This window comes from Geodermatophilus pulveris (assembly GCF_900188375.1).
Classification (GTDB): domain Bacteria; phylum Actinomycetota; class Actinomycetes; order Mycobacteriales; family Geodermatophilaceae; genus Geodermatophilus; species Geodermatophilus pulveris.
In genome coordinates this window covers 92410-109821 of the sequence record NZ_FZOO01000005.1, presented here as the reverse complement: position 1 = coordinate 109821, position 17412 = coordinate 92410, and the positions used below count along the sequence as shown (strand labels likewise).

Here is a 17412-nt window from a genome sequence, read left to right as displayed (position 1 = left end):
AACGGTGCAGGCCGGGACGCCGTCCGCCCGGTGCTCCGGAGCACAGGGTGACGGAACTGTGCCGTTCCTGCTCCCAAACCACACGTGTGTGGTTACCCTCGGTTGCGCATCGGACGCCGGGCGCCGTCGCAGGGCGGCCGGACGGCGGAGTCCTGCGGGGTGGGACTTGCGTGTGCCTCAGGGGGAAGCAGAGAGCGGGCAGGGTGCAGTCACGCGTGCACGTCGACACGGTCGACCCGCTGTCCGCCGTGTCGGACGGCGTCTACCGGCTGGACCGCGAGTGGCGGTTCACCTACGTCAACGCCGCCGCCGCCGCACTGCTCGCCCGCCGCGTGGAGGACATGGTCGGGCAGCGCGCGCTCGACTGCTTCCCGGAGGTCGCCGGCACCGTCATCGAGGCCGAGTACCGGGCCGTGTTCGCCGACGGCCGGGACCGGGTCTTCACCTACTTCCACGCCCCGCAGGGCCGCTGGTTCGAGATCCGCGCCTTCGCCGACCCCGACGGGCTCACCGCCTTCATCCGCGACGTCGACGACCACCACCGCAGCGACCAGCGGCGCGCCGACCGGGTCGCCCAGCTGACCGCCGTCCTCGAGGCGCTGCCGCAGGCGACCGTGCTCCTCGACGGCGACGGGCGCATCGTGTCGGCGAACCGGCGCTGGACCGAGACGGGGGAGGTCATCCGGGACGCCGGGCTGCGGCCGGGCGTGATCGGCGACAGCTACCTCGAGGTCCTGTCCCAACACCTGACCGCCGAGGACCGGCGGATCATCGGCGCGGGCATCGGCGGCCTGGTCACCGGCGGGCCCCGTGCGGCCGACCCCCCCTTCGTCCACGACTACGCGCACGCGATGGGCTCCCAGCGCGCGTACTTCCGCCTGCAGGCGGCCCGGGTGGAGCCCTCCGGCCAGGTCGTCGTCACGCACACCGACATCACCGAACGGGTGCGCGACCAGCAGGCCCTGGCCTGGCGCGCCGCCCACGACGACCTCACCGAGCTGCCCAACCGCGCCCGCCTGCTCGAGCTGGTCGGGGAGGCCCTGGGCCGCGACCCGGGCCGGGGCGCGCTGTTGCTGCTGGGCCTCGACGGCTTCAAGGCGGTCAACGACTCGCTGGGCCACGAGGTGGGTGACGAGCTGCTGCGCCAGGTCGGCGCGCGGCTGCGCGAGCAGGTCCGCCCGTGCGACGTCGTCGGCCGGCTCGGCGGCGACCAGTTCCTCGTCCTGGCCCGGGGCTGCGACGCCGCCGAGGCCGCGGCGCTCGCCTTCCGGCTGCGGACGGCGCTGACGCGCCCCTTCTGCGCCGAGGGCATCCCCGTCCCGCTGACCGCCAGCATCGGGGTCGCCGCGGCCCAGCCCGGCGGCGACGGGGTCCACCAGCTGCTCAGCGACGCCGACACCGCGGCCGCCGCCGCGAAGGGCGCCGGCCGCGACCAGGTGCACGTCTTCTCACCGGGGCTGCGCGAGGCCGCGCGCTGGCGGCTGGAGGTGGCCAACCGGCTGCGCGACGGCGCCGTCGACGAGCTCGTCGTCCACTACCAGCCGCTGGTCCGGGTGGACACCGGCGAGCCGGAGGGCGTGGAGGCGCTGCTGCGCTGGCAGCACCCCGAGCGCGGGCTGCTGTCCCCGGCCGCCTTCCTCTCCGTGGCCGAGGAGACCGGCCAGCTCATCCCCATCACCCGCTGGCTGCTCGGCGAGACCACCCGGCAGGCGGCCGAGTGGGCCGCCGGGGGCCTGCCGCTGCGCATGTCGGTCAACATCAGCGCCCGCCACTTCTCCGCCGAGACCCTGGTGCACGACGTGCGGGTGGCCCTGCACGACTCCGGGCTCGCCCCGGAGAACCTCGTCCTGGAGCTGACCGAGACCAGCGTCGCCGAGGACCCCACGCGCGCCGAGGACCAGCTGTCGCTGCTGCAGAACTCCGGCGTCGTGGTCGCCATCGACGACTTCGGCACCGGCTGGTCCTCGCTGGCCCAGCTGCTCGCGCTGCCCATCGGCACGCTGAAGATCGACCGGTCGCTGCTCACCGCCGCCGCCCGGCTGGCCGCGGGCGGCAGCGGGTCGGTGCTGACCGCGATCGTGTCGCTGGCCCGCACCATCGGCATCCGCTCGGTCGCCGAGGGCGTGGAGACCCCGGCGCACCTGCAGATGGTCCGCGAGGCCGGCTGCGAGCTGGCCCAGGGCTACCTGCTGGCCCGGCCGATGCCGGCGGCCGACGTCCCCCGGTGGGCCTCCCGGGTGCGCGCCGCCGGCGGCGACTCGTGCGCCCTGGCGCTGCGCGGCCGCGCCCACTGAGCGCCCTGTGCGAGCCCTCCGGCTGCGCCGCAGGACGCCGCGGCGGGCGACCTCCCCGGCCGGTCCACCACGCTGGACCGCCGCGCCGTCCCCCGCCGAGGCACCGGCCAGGCAGACTGCCCCCGTGACCGACCTGGACCTGGCCGCCGAGACGGCGCGGCACGACGACCCGGACGGGCGGGGGCGCCCGGCGTTGGACCTGCTCATCTGGGACGCGCCCAACATCGACATGACCCTGTCGACGGTCATCGGTGCCCGGCCCACCGCGGAGACCCGGCCCCGGTTCGACGCGATCGCCGCCTGGTTCGTCCAGGGCGCCGGCGGGGTCGGGCCGGGTGGCGGCGCAGCGCCGGACGCGCCGGAGGTCGAGGCCTGCGTCTTCGCCAACATCCCGCCCGTGGTGGGCAGCCTGCAGCGGTGGGTGGAGGCGCTGCGCAGCTTCGGCTACGCCGTCTTCGCCCGGCCCAAGCAGCAGCCCGACGACGACATCGACCAGGCGATGCTCGACCACATCGACGTCCGCCGGCACAGCCACCGGCTGCGCCGGCTGGTCGTGTTCTCCGGCGACGGACGCAACTTCGCCGAGCCGCTGGAGGCGCTGGCCCGTCTCGGCACCCAGGTCACGGTGGTCGCCTTCAGCGAGGTCGCCGGCTACGCGATCAGCTCCGAGCTGCTGGAGTTCATCGACATCGAGGACGTGCCCGGCGCCTTCGCGGTCCCGCTGGACCGGGTCCGGCTGGACGCCCTCCCGGCGGACGGCGCGTGGCTGCGGCCGACCCGCAGCCTGCGCGACTTCGTCACCTCCTACGTCCGCCGCAACGGCTGACCCGGATGTCGGGGGAGGGCACCGGGCCGGTCGCCACCGAGGACCTGCTGGTCCCCGGGGAGACCTGCTGGCGGATCGAACGGGCCGAGCGGCACGCGGTCTTCGTGGACGCCGCCGACTACTTCGCCGCGCTGCGCGGCGCGGTGCTGCGGGCGCGGCACCGGGTGCTGTTCATCGGCTGGGACTTCGACCCGCGGATCCGGATGGACCCCCGCGGCGCCGGACGGCACCGCAGCGGACGACGACGGCCGGACAAGCTGGGGCGGGTGCTGGAGGAGGCCGTCCGCACCAACCCGCAGCTGGAGATCGGCGTCCTGGTCTGGGACTACGGCGTGATCGGCGCGCTCGGCCGCGGCCTGGTGCCGGTGGTGCTGCTCGACCGGCGCACCCCCGACCGGCTGAGGATGACGGTCGACACGCACCACCCGGTGGGCGGGGCGCACCACCAGAAGATCGTGGTGGTCGACGACTGCCTGGCCTTCGCCGGCGGCATCGACGTCACCGCCGACCGCTGGGACACCTCCGAGCACCTCGACCGCCACCCGCTGCGCCGCCGTCCCTCGTCGCACCAGCTCACCGGCCCGTGGCACGACGTGACCAGCCTGGTCTCCGGCCCGGCCGCCCGGGCGATCGGCGACCTGGCGCGGGAGCGGTGGGAGAGCGGCACGGGACGCTCGCTGGAGCCGGTCGAGGACGTCGAGGCCTGCTGGCCGCCGGACGTCGAGCCGCTGCTCACCGACGTGGACGTCGCCATCTCCCGCACCCGGCCGGAGCACGGCGGCACCAGCCTGGTGCACGAGATCGAGTTGCTGTGGCTGGCCGTCATCGCGGGCGCCCGGCGCAGCGTCTACATCGAGAGCCAGTACTTCGCCAACCGCCGGATCGCCGAGGCCATCGCCGAGCGGCTGCGCGAGCCCGACGGCCCCGAGGTCGTCGTCGTCAACCCCGAGACCGCCGAGGGGTGGCTGCAGGAGAAGGCGATGGGCACCGCCCGCGCCAAGCTGCTCGCCCTGGTGCGGGAGGCCGACGTCCACGGCCGCTTCCGGCTCTACGTGCCGGTGACCGAGCGACGGCGGCCGATCTACGTGCACGCCAAGGTCACCGTGGTCGACGACCGGTTCCTGCGGATCGGGTCCTCCAACCTGAACAACCGGTCGATGGGGCTCGACACCGAGTGCGACGTCTCCATCGAGGTGCGCCCCGGCGACCCGCGCGCGGCCGAGAAGAGCGCCGCGATCACCGGCCTGCGCGACCGGCTGCTGGGTGAGCACCTCGGCGTGCCGCCGTCCGCGGTCGCGGAGGCGGTCGAGGCCTCCGGCGGGTCGCTGGTGCAGGCCGTGGAGGCCCTGTGCCGGCCGGTCGGGCGCTCGCTGGTGCCCTTCGACCCGCCCGACCTCGGCCCGGTGGAGCAGGTGCTGGCCGACACCGAGTTGCTCGACGCCGAGCGGACGCCCAACCGGTGGCAGCGGGTGCGCCGCAGCTTCCGGCCGCGGCTGCCCGGCGCGCTGACCCGCCGCTGACCGTGCTCCTCCGCGGCCGCGGGACCGCTCCCCGGGAGTGCGACGAACCCGTGGCCACGGGACACGGACCACCACGAGTTCGCGTCCCTCGACGAGGTGCCCGGCGTCGTACCCGGACGGCACGCCGACGCAGCGGTCATCCGTGGTGGAGGGGACCGATGGCGGGTTACCGTTCCGCCGCACGGGTTCTGTCACTGCCCGTGGTCGCTTGTGAACGGAGGGGCACCATGAGTACGCCCGGGTTCGACCACCCGCACCGGGACGGTGAGGTGGAGGTGGTGCTGGCCGAGCACCGGGTCTCCGTGAGCGCCAGGGTCGAGGCCGCCGACGCGGCCACGGTGGTCCTCCGACCGTCGGTCGGGGACTTCCCCGGGCAGCAGGTCGTCCGCATCGGCGAGGAGGTGCGGCTCGTCTGGCGCGACGCGCCCGACGTCCGGATGGTGACGGCCGAGGTGGCCACGGTCGAGCGCGGCGCCGTGCCGCGCTGGCACCTGGACGTCACCGCACCAGCCGAGCCGGTGCAGCGCCGGGAGGCCGTCCGCGGCCGCCTCCTGCTGTCGCTCACCGTGACCATCAACGGTGCCGACCTCGAGGGGGACGTCCTCGACCTCAGTGAGACCGGCGTCCGCGCCGCCGTCGATGCCTACGGCCCGCCTCCGCCGCCGGGGGCCACGGTCGCCGTCGCGCTGCAGCTCGAGGACGGCGCGCTCGTCACCCCGGCCGAGCTGGCCTGGTACCAGGTGCGGGGCGGTCGGTGGACGCTGTCCCTGCGCTTCACCGCCCTGCCGGAGAAGGAGCAGGACCGGCTGCGCCGCCGTGTGTTCCGGGCGTTGCGCGAGGACCGGGCCCGCGCCCTCTGATCCGCACAGCCCCCGAGGGGGACGCGGGCCGCGGTTCCGCTAAAGCCCGACGGCTCCCCGGCCGATCCCAGGACCGTCGTGCCTCCCAGGGTCGTGCGGCCGGAATGCCTCTGGCCGCGGTCCACCCGGGGTGCTGGACCCGATCGGAGAGACGAAGATGAGCGTTGCCGGGGTGGACTGGCCCGAGCCGGGCGGTTCAGCCGAGATCGTCCCGCTGGCCCGTGGTGTCGCGCTGCCCGGTCACGTGGAGGTCTCGGACGGGACCGACCTGCGGGTCCGGCTCGTGCTCGCCGAGTACGCCGAGCAGCTCAAGGTCAAGCCGGGGCACCGCGTGGACGTCCTGTGGGGTGGCCCGACGGGCGGGCGGTCGCTCCCCGCGGAGGTGACCGAGATCCGGTCCGACCCGGAGCTGCGCTGGAGCCTGCAGATCATCGGGCCGGCCGAGGCCAGCCAGCGGCGTCAGTCGGTGCGTGCCCGCGTCGAGCTCCCGGTCGTGGCGCGGTGCGGAGCAGTGCTCATCACCGGGCAGACCGTGGACCTCAGCGAGGCCGGCGCACGGGCCTGGTTCGATGGCTGGGGTCTGCAGCCGCCATCGGGCACCCCCATGGACGTGACCCTGGAGCTGGGGGGCGGCGCCTTCACCGCGGCCGGTGAGGTGGTCCGCGTGGAACCCCGGGGACCGCGCTGGCTGATCTCCATGAAGTTCCCGGGGCTGACCGAGCAGGAGCAGGACCGGCTGCGGCGGCGGGTCTTCGAGGCACTGCGGCTCGAGCGCCTCCGCCAGGCCGACTAGGAACTGCCCCGGCGGGATAGTCCCGGGGCGTGACCGCCCCCGCCCGCCTGCCCGAGGCCCTGACGGCTCTGAGGGACGCCGTCGCGGCCGCGCCGCTCGGCCTGGCCACACCGGGCAGCGAGGCCGCCCGCCGCGCCGCCCGCGGGGTGGTCGAGCAGGTCGACGACTACCTGCTGCCCCGGCTGCGCGACCTCGACGCCCCGCTGCTCACCGTCGTCGGCGGCTCGACCGGCGCCGGCAAGTCCACGCTGGTCAACAGCATCGTGGGCGCCCGCGTCACGGCGCCGGGCGTGCTGCGGCCGACCACCCGCGCCCCCGTGCTGGTCTGCGCCCGCGCCGACCTGGCCGCCTTCTCCGGCGACCGGGTGCTGCCCGGCCTGGCGCGGGTCACCGGCGGTACCGACGGGCAGCCGCAGGGCGGGCCCGGCACGCTGCAGCTGGTGCCGCGGGACGACGTCCCGCCGGGCCTGGCGCTGCTGGACGCACCCGACGTCGACTCGGTCGTGGAGTCCAACCGGGAGCTGGCCGCCCAGCTGCTGGCCGCCGCGGACCTGTGGGTCTTCGTGACCACCGCGGCCCGCTACGCCGACGCCGTCCCCTGGGACGTGCTGCGGACGGCGCAGGAGCGGGGCACCGCGCTGGCCGTCGTGCTGGACCGCGTGCCGGCGGGCGCGGCCGCCGAGATCGCCCCCGACCTCGCCGGGATGCTGGCGCGCGCCGGCCTGTCCGGGGTGCGGCTGTTCGTCGTCGAGGAGCGGCCGCTGGTCGACGGCTTCCTCCCCCCGGACCAGGTCGCGCCGCTGCGGCAGTGGCTGCACGCGCTCGCCGCCGATCAGGGGCAGCGCGCCGCGGTGGTCCGGCAGACGCTCACCGGCGCGCTGGCCAGCCTGCAGGACCGGGTGGCCGGCGTCGCCGCCGCCGTCGAGGAGCAGGAGCAGGCCGCGGCCGCGCTGCGGCAGGCCGCCGCCGCGGCCTACACCGCCGCCTACGACGGGATCGGCGAGGGCGTGCGCAGCGGCAGCCTGCTGCGTGGCGAGGTGCTCGCCCGGTGGCAGGAGTTCGTCGGCACCGGCGAGTGGATGCGCTCGCTGCAGAGCTCGATCGGCCGGCTGCGGGACCGGGTCGGCGCCGCGCTCACCGGCCGGACCTCGCCCGCCGACGACCTGCAGGGCGCGCTGGAGAGCAGCGTCGAGACGCTGCTGCGCGCCGAGGCCGACCGCGCCGCCGAGCGCACCGTGACCGCGTGGCGGGCGCTGCCCGGCGGCCCCGCGCTGATGTCGGCCGCCGACGACGAGCTGGACCGGGTGTCGCCGGACTTCCCCGAGGCCGCCGCCGCGCAGGTGCGCGACTGGCAGGGCTACGTGCTGGACCTGGTCCGCGAGGAGGGGGCCGGCAAGCGCAACCGGGCCCGGGTGCTCTCCTGGGGCGTGAACGGCACCGGCGCGGTCGTCATGGTCGCCGTGTTCGCCCAGACCGGCGGGCTCACCGGCGGGGAGGTCGTGGTCGCCGGCTCGACGACCGCCGTCGGCCAGCGGCTGCTGGAGGCGCTGCTCGGCGACGCCGCCGTCCGCTCGCTGGCCGCCCGCGCGCGGGAGGACCTGCAGGCCCGCGCCGACGCGCTGCTGCGCTACGAGCAGGGCCGCTTCGACGCCCTCGTCGACGGCACCGGGCCGGACCCGGAGGCGCCGGCCCGCCTGCGGGCCGCCGCGGCCGCGCTCGCCGCGGCCCGGGACCGGGCATGAGGGGTCGCACGCCGCCGCTGACCGACCGGCTGGCGGCGCTGCGCGAGGCCGTCGACGTCGCCGGCGACCGCCTGGAGCTGCCCGAGCTGGGCGAGGCCCGCGCCCTGCTGGCCAAGGCCGGCGCCCGCGAGGCGCTCGGCGACGCCACCGTCGTCGCGCTGGCCGGGGCCACCGGCAGCGGCAAGTCCACGCTGTTCAACGCGCTGTCCGGCGCGGAGGTGAGCACCCCCGGCGTCCGCCGGCCGACCACCGGCGTCGCGCACGCCACCGTCTGGGGTGAGCCCCAGGACCGGCTGCTGGACTGGCTGCAGGTGCCCCGCCGGCACCGGCACGCCCCCGAGCGGGCGCTGGACGGGCTGGTGCTGCTGGACCTCCCCGACCACGACAGCGTCAAGCAGGAGCACCGGCTGGAGGTCGACCGGCTGGTGCAGCTGGTCGACGTGCTGGTCTGGGTGCTCGACCCGGAGAAGTACGCCGACGCCGCCGTGCACGAGCGCTACCTGCTGCCGCTGGCCGGGCACGCCGGCGTGCTGCTCGTCGTCCTCAACCAGGTCGACCGGCTCGACGCCGCGGCCGCCCGGGCCTGCCTGACCGACCTGCGCACCCTGCTGGACCGGGAGGGCCTGGCCGACACGCCCCTGGTGGCCGTCTCGGCGCGCACCGGCGCCGGAGTCGGCGAGCTGCGCGCCGAGCTGGCCCGGCGGGTGTCCGCCCGGCGGGCGGCGACCGACCGGCTGACCGCCGACGTGCGGGGGACGGCCGGGGCGCTGTCCGGGCACTGCGCTGCTGGTCTCCCGGCCCGCCCCGGGGCCGGCGGGGGCGTGGGCCGCGCGGAGCACGACCAGCTGACCGGCGCCCTGGCCGACGCCGCCGGCGTGCCCGCGGTCGTCTCCGCGGTGGAGCGGTCGGTGCGCCGCAGCGGGACGGCGACCACCGGGTGGCCGGTCGTCCGGTGGGTGCGCCGGCTGCGCCCGGACCCGCTCGAGCGGCTGCACCTGGGTCGCGGCGAGGGCGAGACGGTGGGCCGGACGTCGCTGCCGACGGCCGGTGCGGTGCAGCGGGCAGGGGTGACCCGGGCGGTGCGCGCGGCGCGGGAGGCGGCCGGGGACGGGCTGCCGCAGGCCTGGCGCGACGAGCTGCGGCGCACCGTCGAGGTGTCGGAGGAGCAGCTGGCCGACCGGCTGGACCGGGCCGTGGGCAGCACCGACCTCGGCTCGCCGCGCACCCCGCTGTGGCAGCGCGGCGTGGGGGCCTTGCAGTGGCTGCTCACCCTGGTCGCGCTGGCCGGGGCGCTGTGGCTGCTGGCGCTGGTCGCGCTCGGGTTCTTCCAGCTCGACGACGTCGTCCCGCTGCCCCGGGTGGAGGGCATCCCGCTGCCCACCCTGCTGCTGGTGGGCGGGCTGCTGGCCGGGGTGCTGCTGGCGCTGGTGGTCCGGCCCCTGGTCGGGCTGCGCGCGCGGCGGCGGGCCCGGCGGGTCGAGCAGCGGCTGTACGCGGCGGTCGACGCCGTCGCGCAGGAGGAGGTGCTCGCCCCGATGGCCGAGGTGCGGGAGGACCACGACCGCTTCTGCGCCGCCGTCACCCGGGCGATGGCACCGTCGTCCTCCCGGACGGCACCGCGTCCAGCTGCCCAGGAGGACCTCGGTGCCCCCCACTCCGCGCGAGCTCGGCGCGGGCCCCTGCACCGAGGCCGTTCGACCCGCTGAGCCCGTCCCGGCACTCGTCGCCGCGGCCCGTCGGTCGGTCCTACTCCCGGCGGGGGTGGTCGCCGGCGCGGGGCTCGGGGACGCGGTCCTGGGCCGGCTCCAGGGGGGCCAGGCCGTTGGGCAGCATCGCCCAGACGTGCTTGCGCCCGGGCCGGCCCTCCCACCCGTAGGCGGTGGACAGCTGGGCCACCAGGTGCAGGCCCATGCCGCCCAGGGCCGGGTCGCGGTCGACGGCCGGGATCGGGGGGTGGTCGGGGGCCTCGTCGCTGAGGTCCAGCAGCCAGCCGTCGGTCCCGGCGACGACGAGCGCGCGCACCGCGCCCCCGCCGTGCCGCAGCGCATTGGACGCGAGCTCCTCGAAGACCAGCAGCAGCCCGTCGCGCGCGTCGTCGGTGGACGTCGAGGAGACCGAGGGGTGGGCGATCCTCGCCCGCAGGTCGGCCCGCACCCGGGAGACGACGTGCATCGCCTCGAGCTGCCAGTGCCACACGTCCCCGGCGAGGGAGGGCACGGGCTCGCGCGGCCACGGCTGCTGGCCCACGACGACCTCCTCCACCGGTGTTGGGGAGCCGGCCGGGTCCCCGCCCGGCCGCCGCACCATCCTGGCCGACGCCCGGGGTTCCCGCACCGCCGGGTGCCGTGCCGTCCGCGGCCGTGCCCGGGCGGGCACACTGGCGGGGGTGGAGGCGCTGTGGCGTGACCTGAGCCGGGTGGTGCTCGCCGACCGCGGACTGGCCGAGGTGCTCGGCGAGGTCACCGACATCGCGGCGCGCAGCATCCCCGGCGCGGAGTCCACGTCGATCACGCTGGTCCGCGACGACCGGGGCTTCACCGCCGCCCACACCGGGGAGTTGGCGCTCACCGCCGACGAGCTGCAGTACGAGCGCGGCTACGGCCCCTGCCTGGACGCCGCGCGGGCCGGCGTCGTCCTGCGCATCGACGACATGACCACCGAGCAGCGCTGGCCGGACTACGTGCGGCGGGTGGTCGAGGTGGGGGTGCGCAGCTCGCTGTCCACGCCGCTGCCCTACCAGGGCAGCACGGTGGGCGCGCTGAACGTCTACTCGACGCACCCGGAGGCGTTCGCGTCTGAGGAGTCCCGGGTGGCGGCGCGGGCGGTCGCCGAGGCGGTCGCGGTCGCCGTCGTCAACGCCGACGCCCAGGACCGGGTGACCGAGCACGCGCGCAACATGGGGCTGGCGATGGAGACGCGGGCGGTCATCGAGCAGGCGAAGGGCGTGCTCATGGCCCAGCGCGGCGTGGACGCCGAGAAGGCCTTCGACATCCTGCGGGAGGCCTCCCAGCGCTACAACCGCAAGCTGCGCGACATCGCCGTCGGCATCGTGGCGGCCACCAGCTCCGGCCGCTCCTCGCGCTAGCCGAGGGCCCGGGCCAGCGACGCCACCCGGTCGACCAGGAAGTCCGCCGCCGCGGCGCCGTCCACGGTCTCGGCCACGTCGACGGCGGTGGGGGCCCGCGAGGGCGCGCGCCGGTCGACCAGCGTCTGGCCGCGGCCGGCGCCCAGGGTGGTGTCGACGACGACGTCCCGGCGCACCGTGCCCAGCGTGCCGGGGACGATCGCCTCGGTGAGCGCCAGCGCGTCGTGCAGCACGACGCCGGTGGTGCCGTAGCTGCTGCGGGAGTGGTCGAGGTACTGCTGCAGGACCGCGGCGGCGGTCGCCCCGACCGGCCCGGCCGCGGCGAACCGGGCGATGCCGTCGGCGTCGAGGACGGTCGGCAGCGTGACGTCCAGGCCGACCAGCACGGTGGGGACGGCGGAGCCCAGCACGCGCTGCGCGGCCTCCGGGTCGGCCCACACGTTGAACTCCGCGGCGGCGGTGACGTTGCCGCCCCGTCCCGCCGAGCCGCCCATGAGCACCAGCCGGCCGATCCGCTCGGCGGCCTCGGGGAAGGCGGCCAGCAGCAGGGCGATGTTGGTCCAGGGGCCGATGGCGGCCACCGTCACCGGCTCGCTGGCGGCGGTCAGCACGTCGGCGAGCGCGACCACCGCCGGCCGGGGGTCCAGCGCGGTCGGCGAGGGCGGCAGCCGCACCCCGCCCAGCCCGGTCTCGCCGTGCACGTGGCCGGCCCGGCGGGGCTGCGGGTACACCAGCGAGTCGCGGGCACCGGCGGCCACCGGGACGTCGGACCGCCCGGCCAGGTGCAGCACCCGCAACGCGTTGTCGGTGGTCTGCGCGAGGTCCACGTTGCCGTGCACCGTGGTCACCAGCCGGAGGTCGACCTCCGGGCTGGCCACCGCGAGCAGGACGGCCAGCGCGTCGTCGATGCCCGGGTCGGTGTCGATCACGAGGGGGATGGGGTCGGCCACGCCGCCATCCCAGCAGAGTCGCCGCCCCGGACACGCCGGGGACGGCGGCACCCGCCGGGGTGACCGGTCACGGCAACGGTCCGTTCCGGCCGGTCCGGCGGCGTCTTGTCGACCCTCGAGGGGGTGCGCGGCGCGGTCACCCCGCCGCGCCGGGGCCCGGACAACTGTTCGGTCACGCGCCCCCGTCCGTGGCGTGGGCGCCGGGCGGCCCGGACCTACGGTTCCCCGCGGATCGCAGTCCAGCCGGCGGTCCTGCCGAGGAGACCCCATGCCCGCCCCCGTGCCCGTGGCACGACGCACCGCCGCGCAGCGCGCGGCGGACGCTCGTGCGGCCCTGGCGACCCGCCCGGCGCCGCGGCGGACCGCGGCGCAGCGCACCGCGGAGGCGCGCGCGTGGGACCGGGCGGTCCACCGGACCGCCGCCCCCGGGTCCTGGCCGGCCGACCCGCGTCACCGCGTGCGGCCCGTGCACCGGGCGGTGTCCGTGGTCCCCGCGCCGCCGCCACCCGTCCCGGAGCCCACCACGCCGCCCGTCGCGGCGGTCGTCGACCCGCCGGCGCCCGCGCCGGCCCGGTCCGCGCGCACCCCGGCACCCGCCGCGGTCCCTGCCGTCCGGACGGCGGCCCCCGCGCGCCCACCGGCCCGCCGGCCGATGCGCCCGCTGCCGGTGCACCCGTCGCGCCGCCCGCCCGGCCCGCCGCCGTCCCCGCCGGGCTGCTGGCCGGACCGCGTGCGCGCCTGGTGGCACCGCGACGGCGGGCCGCCCGGGCTCCTGCGCCTCCCCCACGCCCGTCCACCCGACGGCACGGCCGCGCCACCCGCCGGGCGCGCCCTCCGCGGTCAGCCGACCCCGGACCCCCGGTCGGCCAGCCGGGTGAGCGCGTACAGCACCGCGCCGGCGAGCAGCAGCGGACCGGCGAACCCCCACACCCGGGCCTCGTGCTGCGCGAGCAGCAGCGGGCACGAGGCGATGCCCAGCACGGGCAGGGCGGTGGGGGCGCGGAAGTGCCCGGCGGCCACCGGGTCGCGCCGCAGCACCAGCACCGCGGTGTTCGTGCTGAGACACGCGAACAGGAGCACGACCGTGTTGGCCAGGGTGGTGAGATCCCCGGCCAGGCTCGGCCCCATCGCGACCGCCGTGGTGACGGCGATGGCCACCCATGGCGTCCGCCGGCCGGGCAGCACCCGCCCCAGGACGGCGGGCAGCAGCCGCTGCTCGGCCATCCCGTACGCCATCCGGCTGGCCATGATCATGGTGAGCAGCGCGCCGTTGGCGACCGCGACGAGCGCGACCGCGCTGAACAGCCGGTCCGGGACGCCGGCGTCCGCGGCGCGCACCACCTCCAGCAGCGGGCCGGAGGAGGCGGCGAGCCGGTCGGGGGGCAGCGCGACCGACGCCGCCCGGCCGACCAGGACGTACACCGCGCCGGCGGCCAGCAGCGCGCCGAACAGGCGCCCGCGGGTAGACCGGCGCACGTCCCGGACCTCCTCGGCCGTGTTCGCCGACCTGTCGAACCCGACGAAGGAGTAGTAGGCCAGCAGCGCGGCGGCCAGCACGGCCGTGGCCGGGGCCACCCGGCCGGGAACTCCACGGTGCGGCCCAGGTCGCCGTCCCCGCGGCCGAGCACCAGCGCACCGAGGACGACGACGAGCACCGGCCCGGACACCTCGACGACCGTCATCACCACGTTCGCGCCCAGCGACTCCTCGATGCCGCGGGCGTTGAGCAGGGCCACCAGCAGCAGGAACACCAGCGCGGCCGGCGTGGCGGGCACGTCCAGGAGGGCGCCCAGGTAGTCGCCCGCGAAGGCCGGCGCCAGGCCCGCCGCGCTCGTCACCCCGGCGGCCAGCATGCAGAAGCCGACGAGGAAGGCCATGACCGGCGGCCGGAACGCGCGCTCGGCGTAGACCGCCGACCCGCCGGCCCGCGCGTACTTGGTGGCCGGCTCCGCGTACGAGGCCGCCGTGAGCAGCGCCAGCAGCAGCGCGGCCGGCAGCGGCACCCGGATCGCCCCGCCCACCTCGGCGGCCACCGAGCCGGCCAGCGCGTGGACGCCGGCGCCGAGGACGTCGCCCAGGACGAACGGGAGCAGCAGCTCCCCGGTGACGGCGCGGCGCAGCCTGGTCCCGGTCTGGTCGGCGGGGGGCGCCTCCGGCGTGCTCATCGGGGGTCCTGCGCGCTGGGGCGCGCGGGCGGACGCCGGTCCGCTCCGCACCGCCGCCGGGAGGCCGACCCCGACACGCCGGGCGCGTCGGTCCGCGGCGCAGGGTGACCGACCCGGTGACCAGCGCGTTCCCCGCTCGGGACGCGCGGCTTGTCGACAAGCCCCCGCCGGCTGCGGGGGGTCACCGGCGCCCCCGGGAGGCCGCCGCAACGGTTCGGTCACACGCCCCCGGGGAGGTGTCGCAGCGGGCCGTCGCGGGACGCCGCCGTCCCTACCGTTCTCCCTGTCCGCAGCACCGCGGCGAACGACAGGAGGACGTCATGGCGAACGACCGGGCACTGGCCCAGCGCACCGACGACCTGTCCCTCCGCGGCCTGCTCGACCTCCTGGACCGGGCCGAGCCGCTGCCCGTCCGGGACACGGCCCGCCCGGCCCGAGCCGGAGGGCGCCGCCCGGTGCGCCGGCCGTCCGCCGTCCGACCGGTCCCGGTGCCGGCGCCCCGCCCGCGCCCGGACACCCCGGAGCCGGCACCCGCCCCGGCGTGGACCGCACCGGACCCCGCCCCGGCGCCGCGCCCGCGGTTGCGGGCCCGGGTGCGCGGCCTGGTCCGCCGGCTGGCGCTCTGGGGCGCCGGACCCGCCGGCGCCCACCTGGCCTGGGGCCGGCCGGCCCCGGCCGCCCCGGCGCCGCGCCCCGACGGCCCGGTCGTGCTCACCGAGCTCCCGGACACCCCCACGATCCAGCCCGCGGCGCCTTCCCCCGCCGCGGCGCCCCGTCCGGCCCGGGCCCCCCGGCCGGCCCGCCACCCCCGCGTCCCGGTGGTCGCCCCGCTCGCCCGGCAGTCGCCGGCAGCGCGGCCTGCCCCCGCACCGAGGACCGCGCAGGGCGGCGCCCGGCCCCGGGGAGCCCGGGCGGCCGCACCGGCCCGGTCGCGCGGCGACCCGCTGTCCCCGCCGGCCCGGGGGCAGCCACCCTGACCCGGACCCACCCCGCGTGTCCCGGCACCGCCGCGGACGCCGTCCCCGCACCGCCTCCCGGCTCCGGCAGCCGGCCACCCCGCCACGGTGGCCGTGCGCCAGGCCACGGGGGTCTCCGCTCCTCCCGACCGACCCGCACCGCCCCTGGTGCGTCCCTCCGACGGTGGCAGTCCCGCCGCCCCAGACGTCCCGCTCCACCGGTAGCCGCCCCGACCCCCCGCCGACTGCGCCCGACGCAGCGCGCGGACCCTCCAGGGAGGCGGCGACCGCTCCGCGGCACGGCTGACCGGCGACGGGCACCGCCCGAGGGCGACAGGTCCGTGCCAGTGCCCGTCCCCGGGTCTCTGACCGGCATCGACCTGACCGGGGCACCACCGGCTCGGGAGTCGACCGCAGGAGACCGGCCCGGGCCACCCGGCCGGGGGCAGTGCGCGCAGGACGCGCCCCAGGACGGCACCGCACGGCACCGTTCCACCACCTGCCGACGGCGGGCGCCCCTCCCGGATCCGGGGGGCGCCCGCCGTCGGCCGTCCCGCGTCCCGGCTGGCCCCGCGGTCCGCACCGCCCCCGGCAGGCCCGGCGGGTGGCCGTCGTCCCGGACCCGGGTCGCGTGGGTCGACGGGGCGGCGCGCAGGTCAGGGGGCGAGGACCGCCCAGACGTGCTTGGCCCCCGCGCTCACGTACCAGCCGTGGTCGACGGCGAGCTCCGCGATCAGGTAGAGCCCCAGCCCGCCCTCGCTGGGGTCGCGGCCGACCGCCGGCGTCGGTGGGGTGCCGGGCGCGCCGTCGCAGACCTCGACCAGCCAGCGGCCGGCCACCGGGCGCACCGAGGCGCTCACGTCGCCGCCCCCGTGCCGCAGCGCGTTGGAGGCCATCTCGTCGAGGGCGAGCACCAGCCGGTCGCGCAGGTCGGCCAGCCGCGGTCCGGCGAGGTGCGCCCGCACCTCGGCGCGGACCTGGGGCAGCTCGGACACGGTGCTCAGGTGCCACACGAGGTGCTCGGGCGCCGCCGGCGGTCGTGCGGACGGCCACAGCTGCCTGGCCGCCTCGCCTGTCACGCCGTGGTCCTCTCACCTGCTCGCCCGCGCACGGCGGGCCGTGGCCCTCGCCCGGCGGGCGTGACCGACCGACGGTTCGCGGGCGAACCGGACACCTGCGTATGGGTCTGCGTGCCGGATCCCAAACATCGTAAGACAGGGGTCACAGGCGGTGATCGGCCGGACACCGCCCCCGCTCCGGGATGCAACCGGGGCGACACCGCGGCGGAACACGCGGTCGTGATGCTCGTCCGGGTACCGGTCCCCGGCTCAGGAGCACGCGATGACCACCGCCCGGACGTCCGACCGCACCGACCCCGACGCCCGGCCGCCGTGCCGCCGGCCCTCCTGCCGGGGCCCGCCGCGAGCCTGTGAGCGGTGGGGGCAGGAGGGTCCTCGCACCTGCTGGCCGGGGTGATCGGCGCGACCACCGGCCAGGCGGTGCTGCTGGTGCAGGCCGCGTTGCCCTGCGCCGGGCTGGCCACGCTGCTGCAGACCGTCGGCATCGGCCCGGTGGGCAGCCGGCTGCCGCTGGTGATGGGCTCCGGCTTCGCGTCCATCGCGGTGGCCGTCCCGCTGGCCGCCGACCACGGGCTGGACGCCGTCCTCGGCGGACCTCGGCGCGCCGGTCGACCTCGCCGTCGCGGGGCTGGTGCTGGTGCTGGTGCTCAACCAGTTCTGCCGCGGGCTGCTGTGCACCGCCTCGGTGCTCGTCGCGGTGGTCGTGGGCCACCTGGTGGCCGTCCCGCTGGGCCTGCTCGACCCGTCCGGTGTCGGCGACCGGCCGCTGGTCGCCGTCCCCGCACCGTTCGACTTCGGCGTGTCCTCCCCGCCGGTCGCGGTGCTGTCGATGGCCGTCGTCGGGGTGGTCAACACCGTCGACGCGGTGGGCACGGTGCACGCGGTCACCGAGGGCGGCGCCGGGCGCCCGGCGACGGCGCGGGAGCTTGGCGGCGGCGTCCTCGCCGAGGGCGGCAGCGCGGTGCTCGGCGGCGTCTTCGGCGCGCTCCCGACGACGATGTCCAGCCGGAACGTCGGCCTGGTCGCGCTCACCCGGCAGATGAGCCGGCACGTGGCGACCATCGGCGCGCTGGTCCTCGTCGCCTCTCGCTGCTGCCGCAGGTCGCCGCCGTGCTGGCCGCCATCCCGCCGCCGTCCCCGGC

The 17412-nt window shown here is 77.7% G+C and carries 13 protein-coding genes and 2 pseudogenes; 10 read left to right on the top strand and 5 right to left on the bottom strand.

Annotated elements, in window-relative coordinates:
• The first annotated feature begins 215 nt into the window (after nt 1-215).
• The 7 genes from CHB98_RS11945 to CHB98_RS11915 all read left to right on the top strand — a co-directional run bounded on the left by CHB98_RS11945 (nt 216) and on the right by CHB98_RS11915 (nt 9741).
• Nucleotides 216-2294, top strand: coding sequence for an EAL domain-containing protein (locus tag CHB98_RS11945; RefSeq protein ID WP_281251861.1), 2079 nt, complete (start codon nt 216-218; stop codon nt 2292-2294).
• Between the two features lie 124 nt (nt 2295-2418).
• Entirely contained in the window at nt 2419-3120 is a 702-nt protein-coding gene (locus tag CHB98_RS11940) for an NYN domain-containing protein (protein ID WP_245821104.1), read from the top strand.
• 5 nt (nt 3121-3125) lie between these two features.
• Nucleotides 3126-4640: a phospholipase D-like domain-containing protein gene (locus CHB98_RS11935; RefSeq protein ID WP_089305825.1), complete on the top strand. Its 1515-nt coding sequence runs from the start codon at nt 3126-3128 to the stop codon at nt 4638-4640.
• Nucleotides 4641-4867: 227 nt separating this feature from the next.
• Nucleotides 4868-5500: a PilZ domain-containing protein gene (locus CHB98_RS11930; RefSeq protein WP_143425077.1), complete on the top strand. Its 633-nt coding sequence runs from the start codon at nt 4868-4870 to the stop codon at nt 5498-5500.
• Between the two features lie 172 nt (nt 5501-5672).
• Complete coding sequence (locus CHB98_RS11925; RefSeq protein WP_179224445.1) at nt 5673-6293, top strand: flagellar brake protein; 621 nt, start codon at nt 5673-5675, stop codon at nt 6291-6293.
• 29 nt (nt 6294-6322) lie between these two features.
• Nucleotides 6323-8035, top strand: coding sequence for a GTPase domain-containing protein (locus CHB98_RS11920; RefSeq protein WP_089305822.1), 1713 nt, complete (start codon nt 6323-6325; stop codon nt 8033-8035).
• Nucleotides 8032-9741, top strand: a complete 1710-nt coding sequence (locus CHB98_RS11915) for a YfjP family GTPase (RefSeq protein ID WP_089305821.1) — start codon at nt 8032-8034, stop codon at nt 9739-9741. Before CHB98_RS11920 ends, CHB98_RS11915 begins: the two co-directional genes overlap by 4 nt.
• Before the next feature lie 40 nt (nt 9742-9781).
• On the opposite strand, the gene CHB98_RS11910 is transcribed toward CHB98_RS11915, so the two are convergent.
• Nucleotides 9782-10282, bottom strand: a complete 501-nt coding sequence (locus tag CHB98_RS11910) for an ATP-binding protein (protein ID WP_245821103.1) — start codon at nt 10280-10282, stop codon at nt 9782-9784.
• Nucleotides 10283-10421: 139 nt separating this feature from the next.
• On the opposite strand from CHB98_RS11910, the gene CHB98_RS11905 reads away from it, so the two are divergent.
• A complete protein-coding gene (locus tag CHB98_RS11905; RefSeq protein ID WP_089305820.1) occupies nt 10422-11120 on the top strand; it encodes a GAF and ANTAR domain-containing protein in 699 nt (232 codons plus the stop codon).
• On the opposite strand, the gene CHB98_RS11900 is transcribed toward CHB98_RS11905, so the two are convergent.
• From CHB98_RS11900 to CHB98_RS22745, 3 genes and pseudogenes are all read right to left on the bottom strand, one after another.
• Nucleotides 11117-12070: a nucleoside hydrolase gene (locus CHB98_RS11900; RefSeq protein WP_089305819.1), complete on the bottom strand. Its 954-nt coding sequence runs from the start codon at nt 12068-12070 to the stop codon at nt 11117-11119. The two genes, CHB98_RS11905 and CHB98_RS11900, sit on opposite strands and share 4 nt — an antisense overlap.
• Nucleotides 12071-12910: 840 nt before the next feature.
• Nucleotides 12911-13645 carry an APC family permease gene (locus CHB98_RS22750; protein ID WP_281251860.1) on the bottom strand — a complete coding sequence of 245 codons (735 nt, stop codon included), beginning with the start codon at nt 13643-13645 and terminating at the stop codon, nt 12911-12913.
• An 86-nt stretch (nt 13646-13731) separates the two neighbouring features.
• A pseudogene (locus CHB98_RS22745) lies at nt 13732-14235 on the bottom strand (amino acid permease); the annotation flags it as partial.
• A 320-nt stretch (nt 14236-14555) separates the two neighbouring features.
• On the opposite strand from CHB98_RS22745, the gene CHB98_RS22740 reads away from it, so the two are divergent.
• Nucleotides 14556-15212 carry a hypothetical protein gene (locus CHB98_RS22740; RefSeq protein ID WP_089305818.1) on the top strand — a complete coding sequence of 219 codons (657 nt, stop codon included), beginning with the start codon at nt 14556-14558 and terminating at the stop codon, nt 15210-15212.
• 635 nt (nt 15213-15847) lie between these two features.
• On the opposite strand, the gene CHB98_RS11885 is transcribed toward CHB98_RS22740, so the two are convergent.
• Nucleotides 15848-16270, bottom strand: coding sequence for an ATP-binding protein (locus tag CHB98_RS11885; protein WP_089305817.1), 423 nt, complete (start codon nt 16268-16270; stop codon nt 15848-15850).
• 619 nt (nt 16271-16889) lie between these two features.
• On the opposite strand from CHB98_RS11885, the pseudogene CHB98_RS23045 reads away from it, so the two are divergent.
• Nucleotides 16890-17342: pseudogene (locus CHB98_RS23045) on the top strand (solute carrier family 23 protein); the annotation flags it as partial.
• Between the last annotated feature and the right edge of the window lie 70 nt (nt 17343-17412).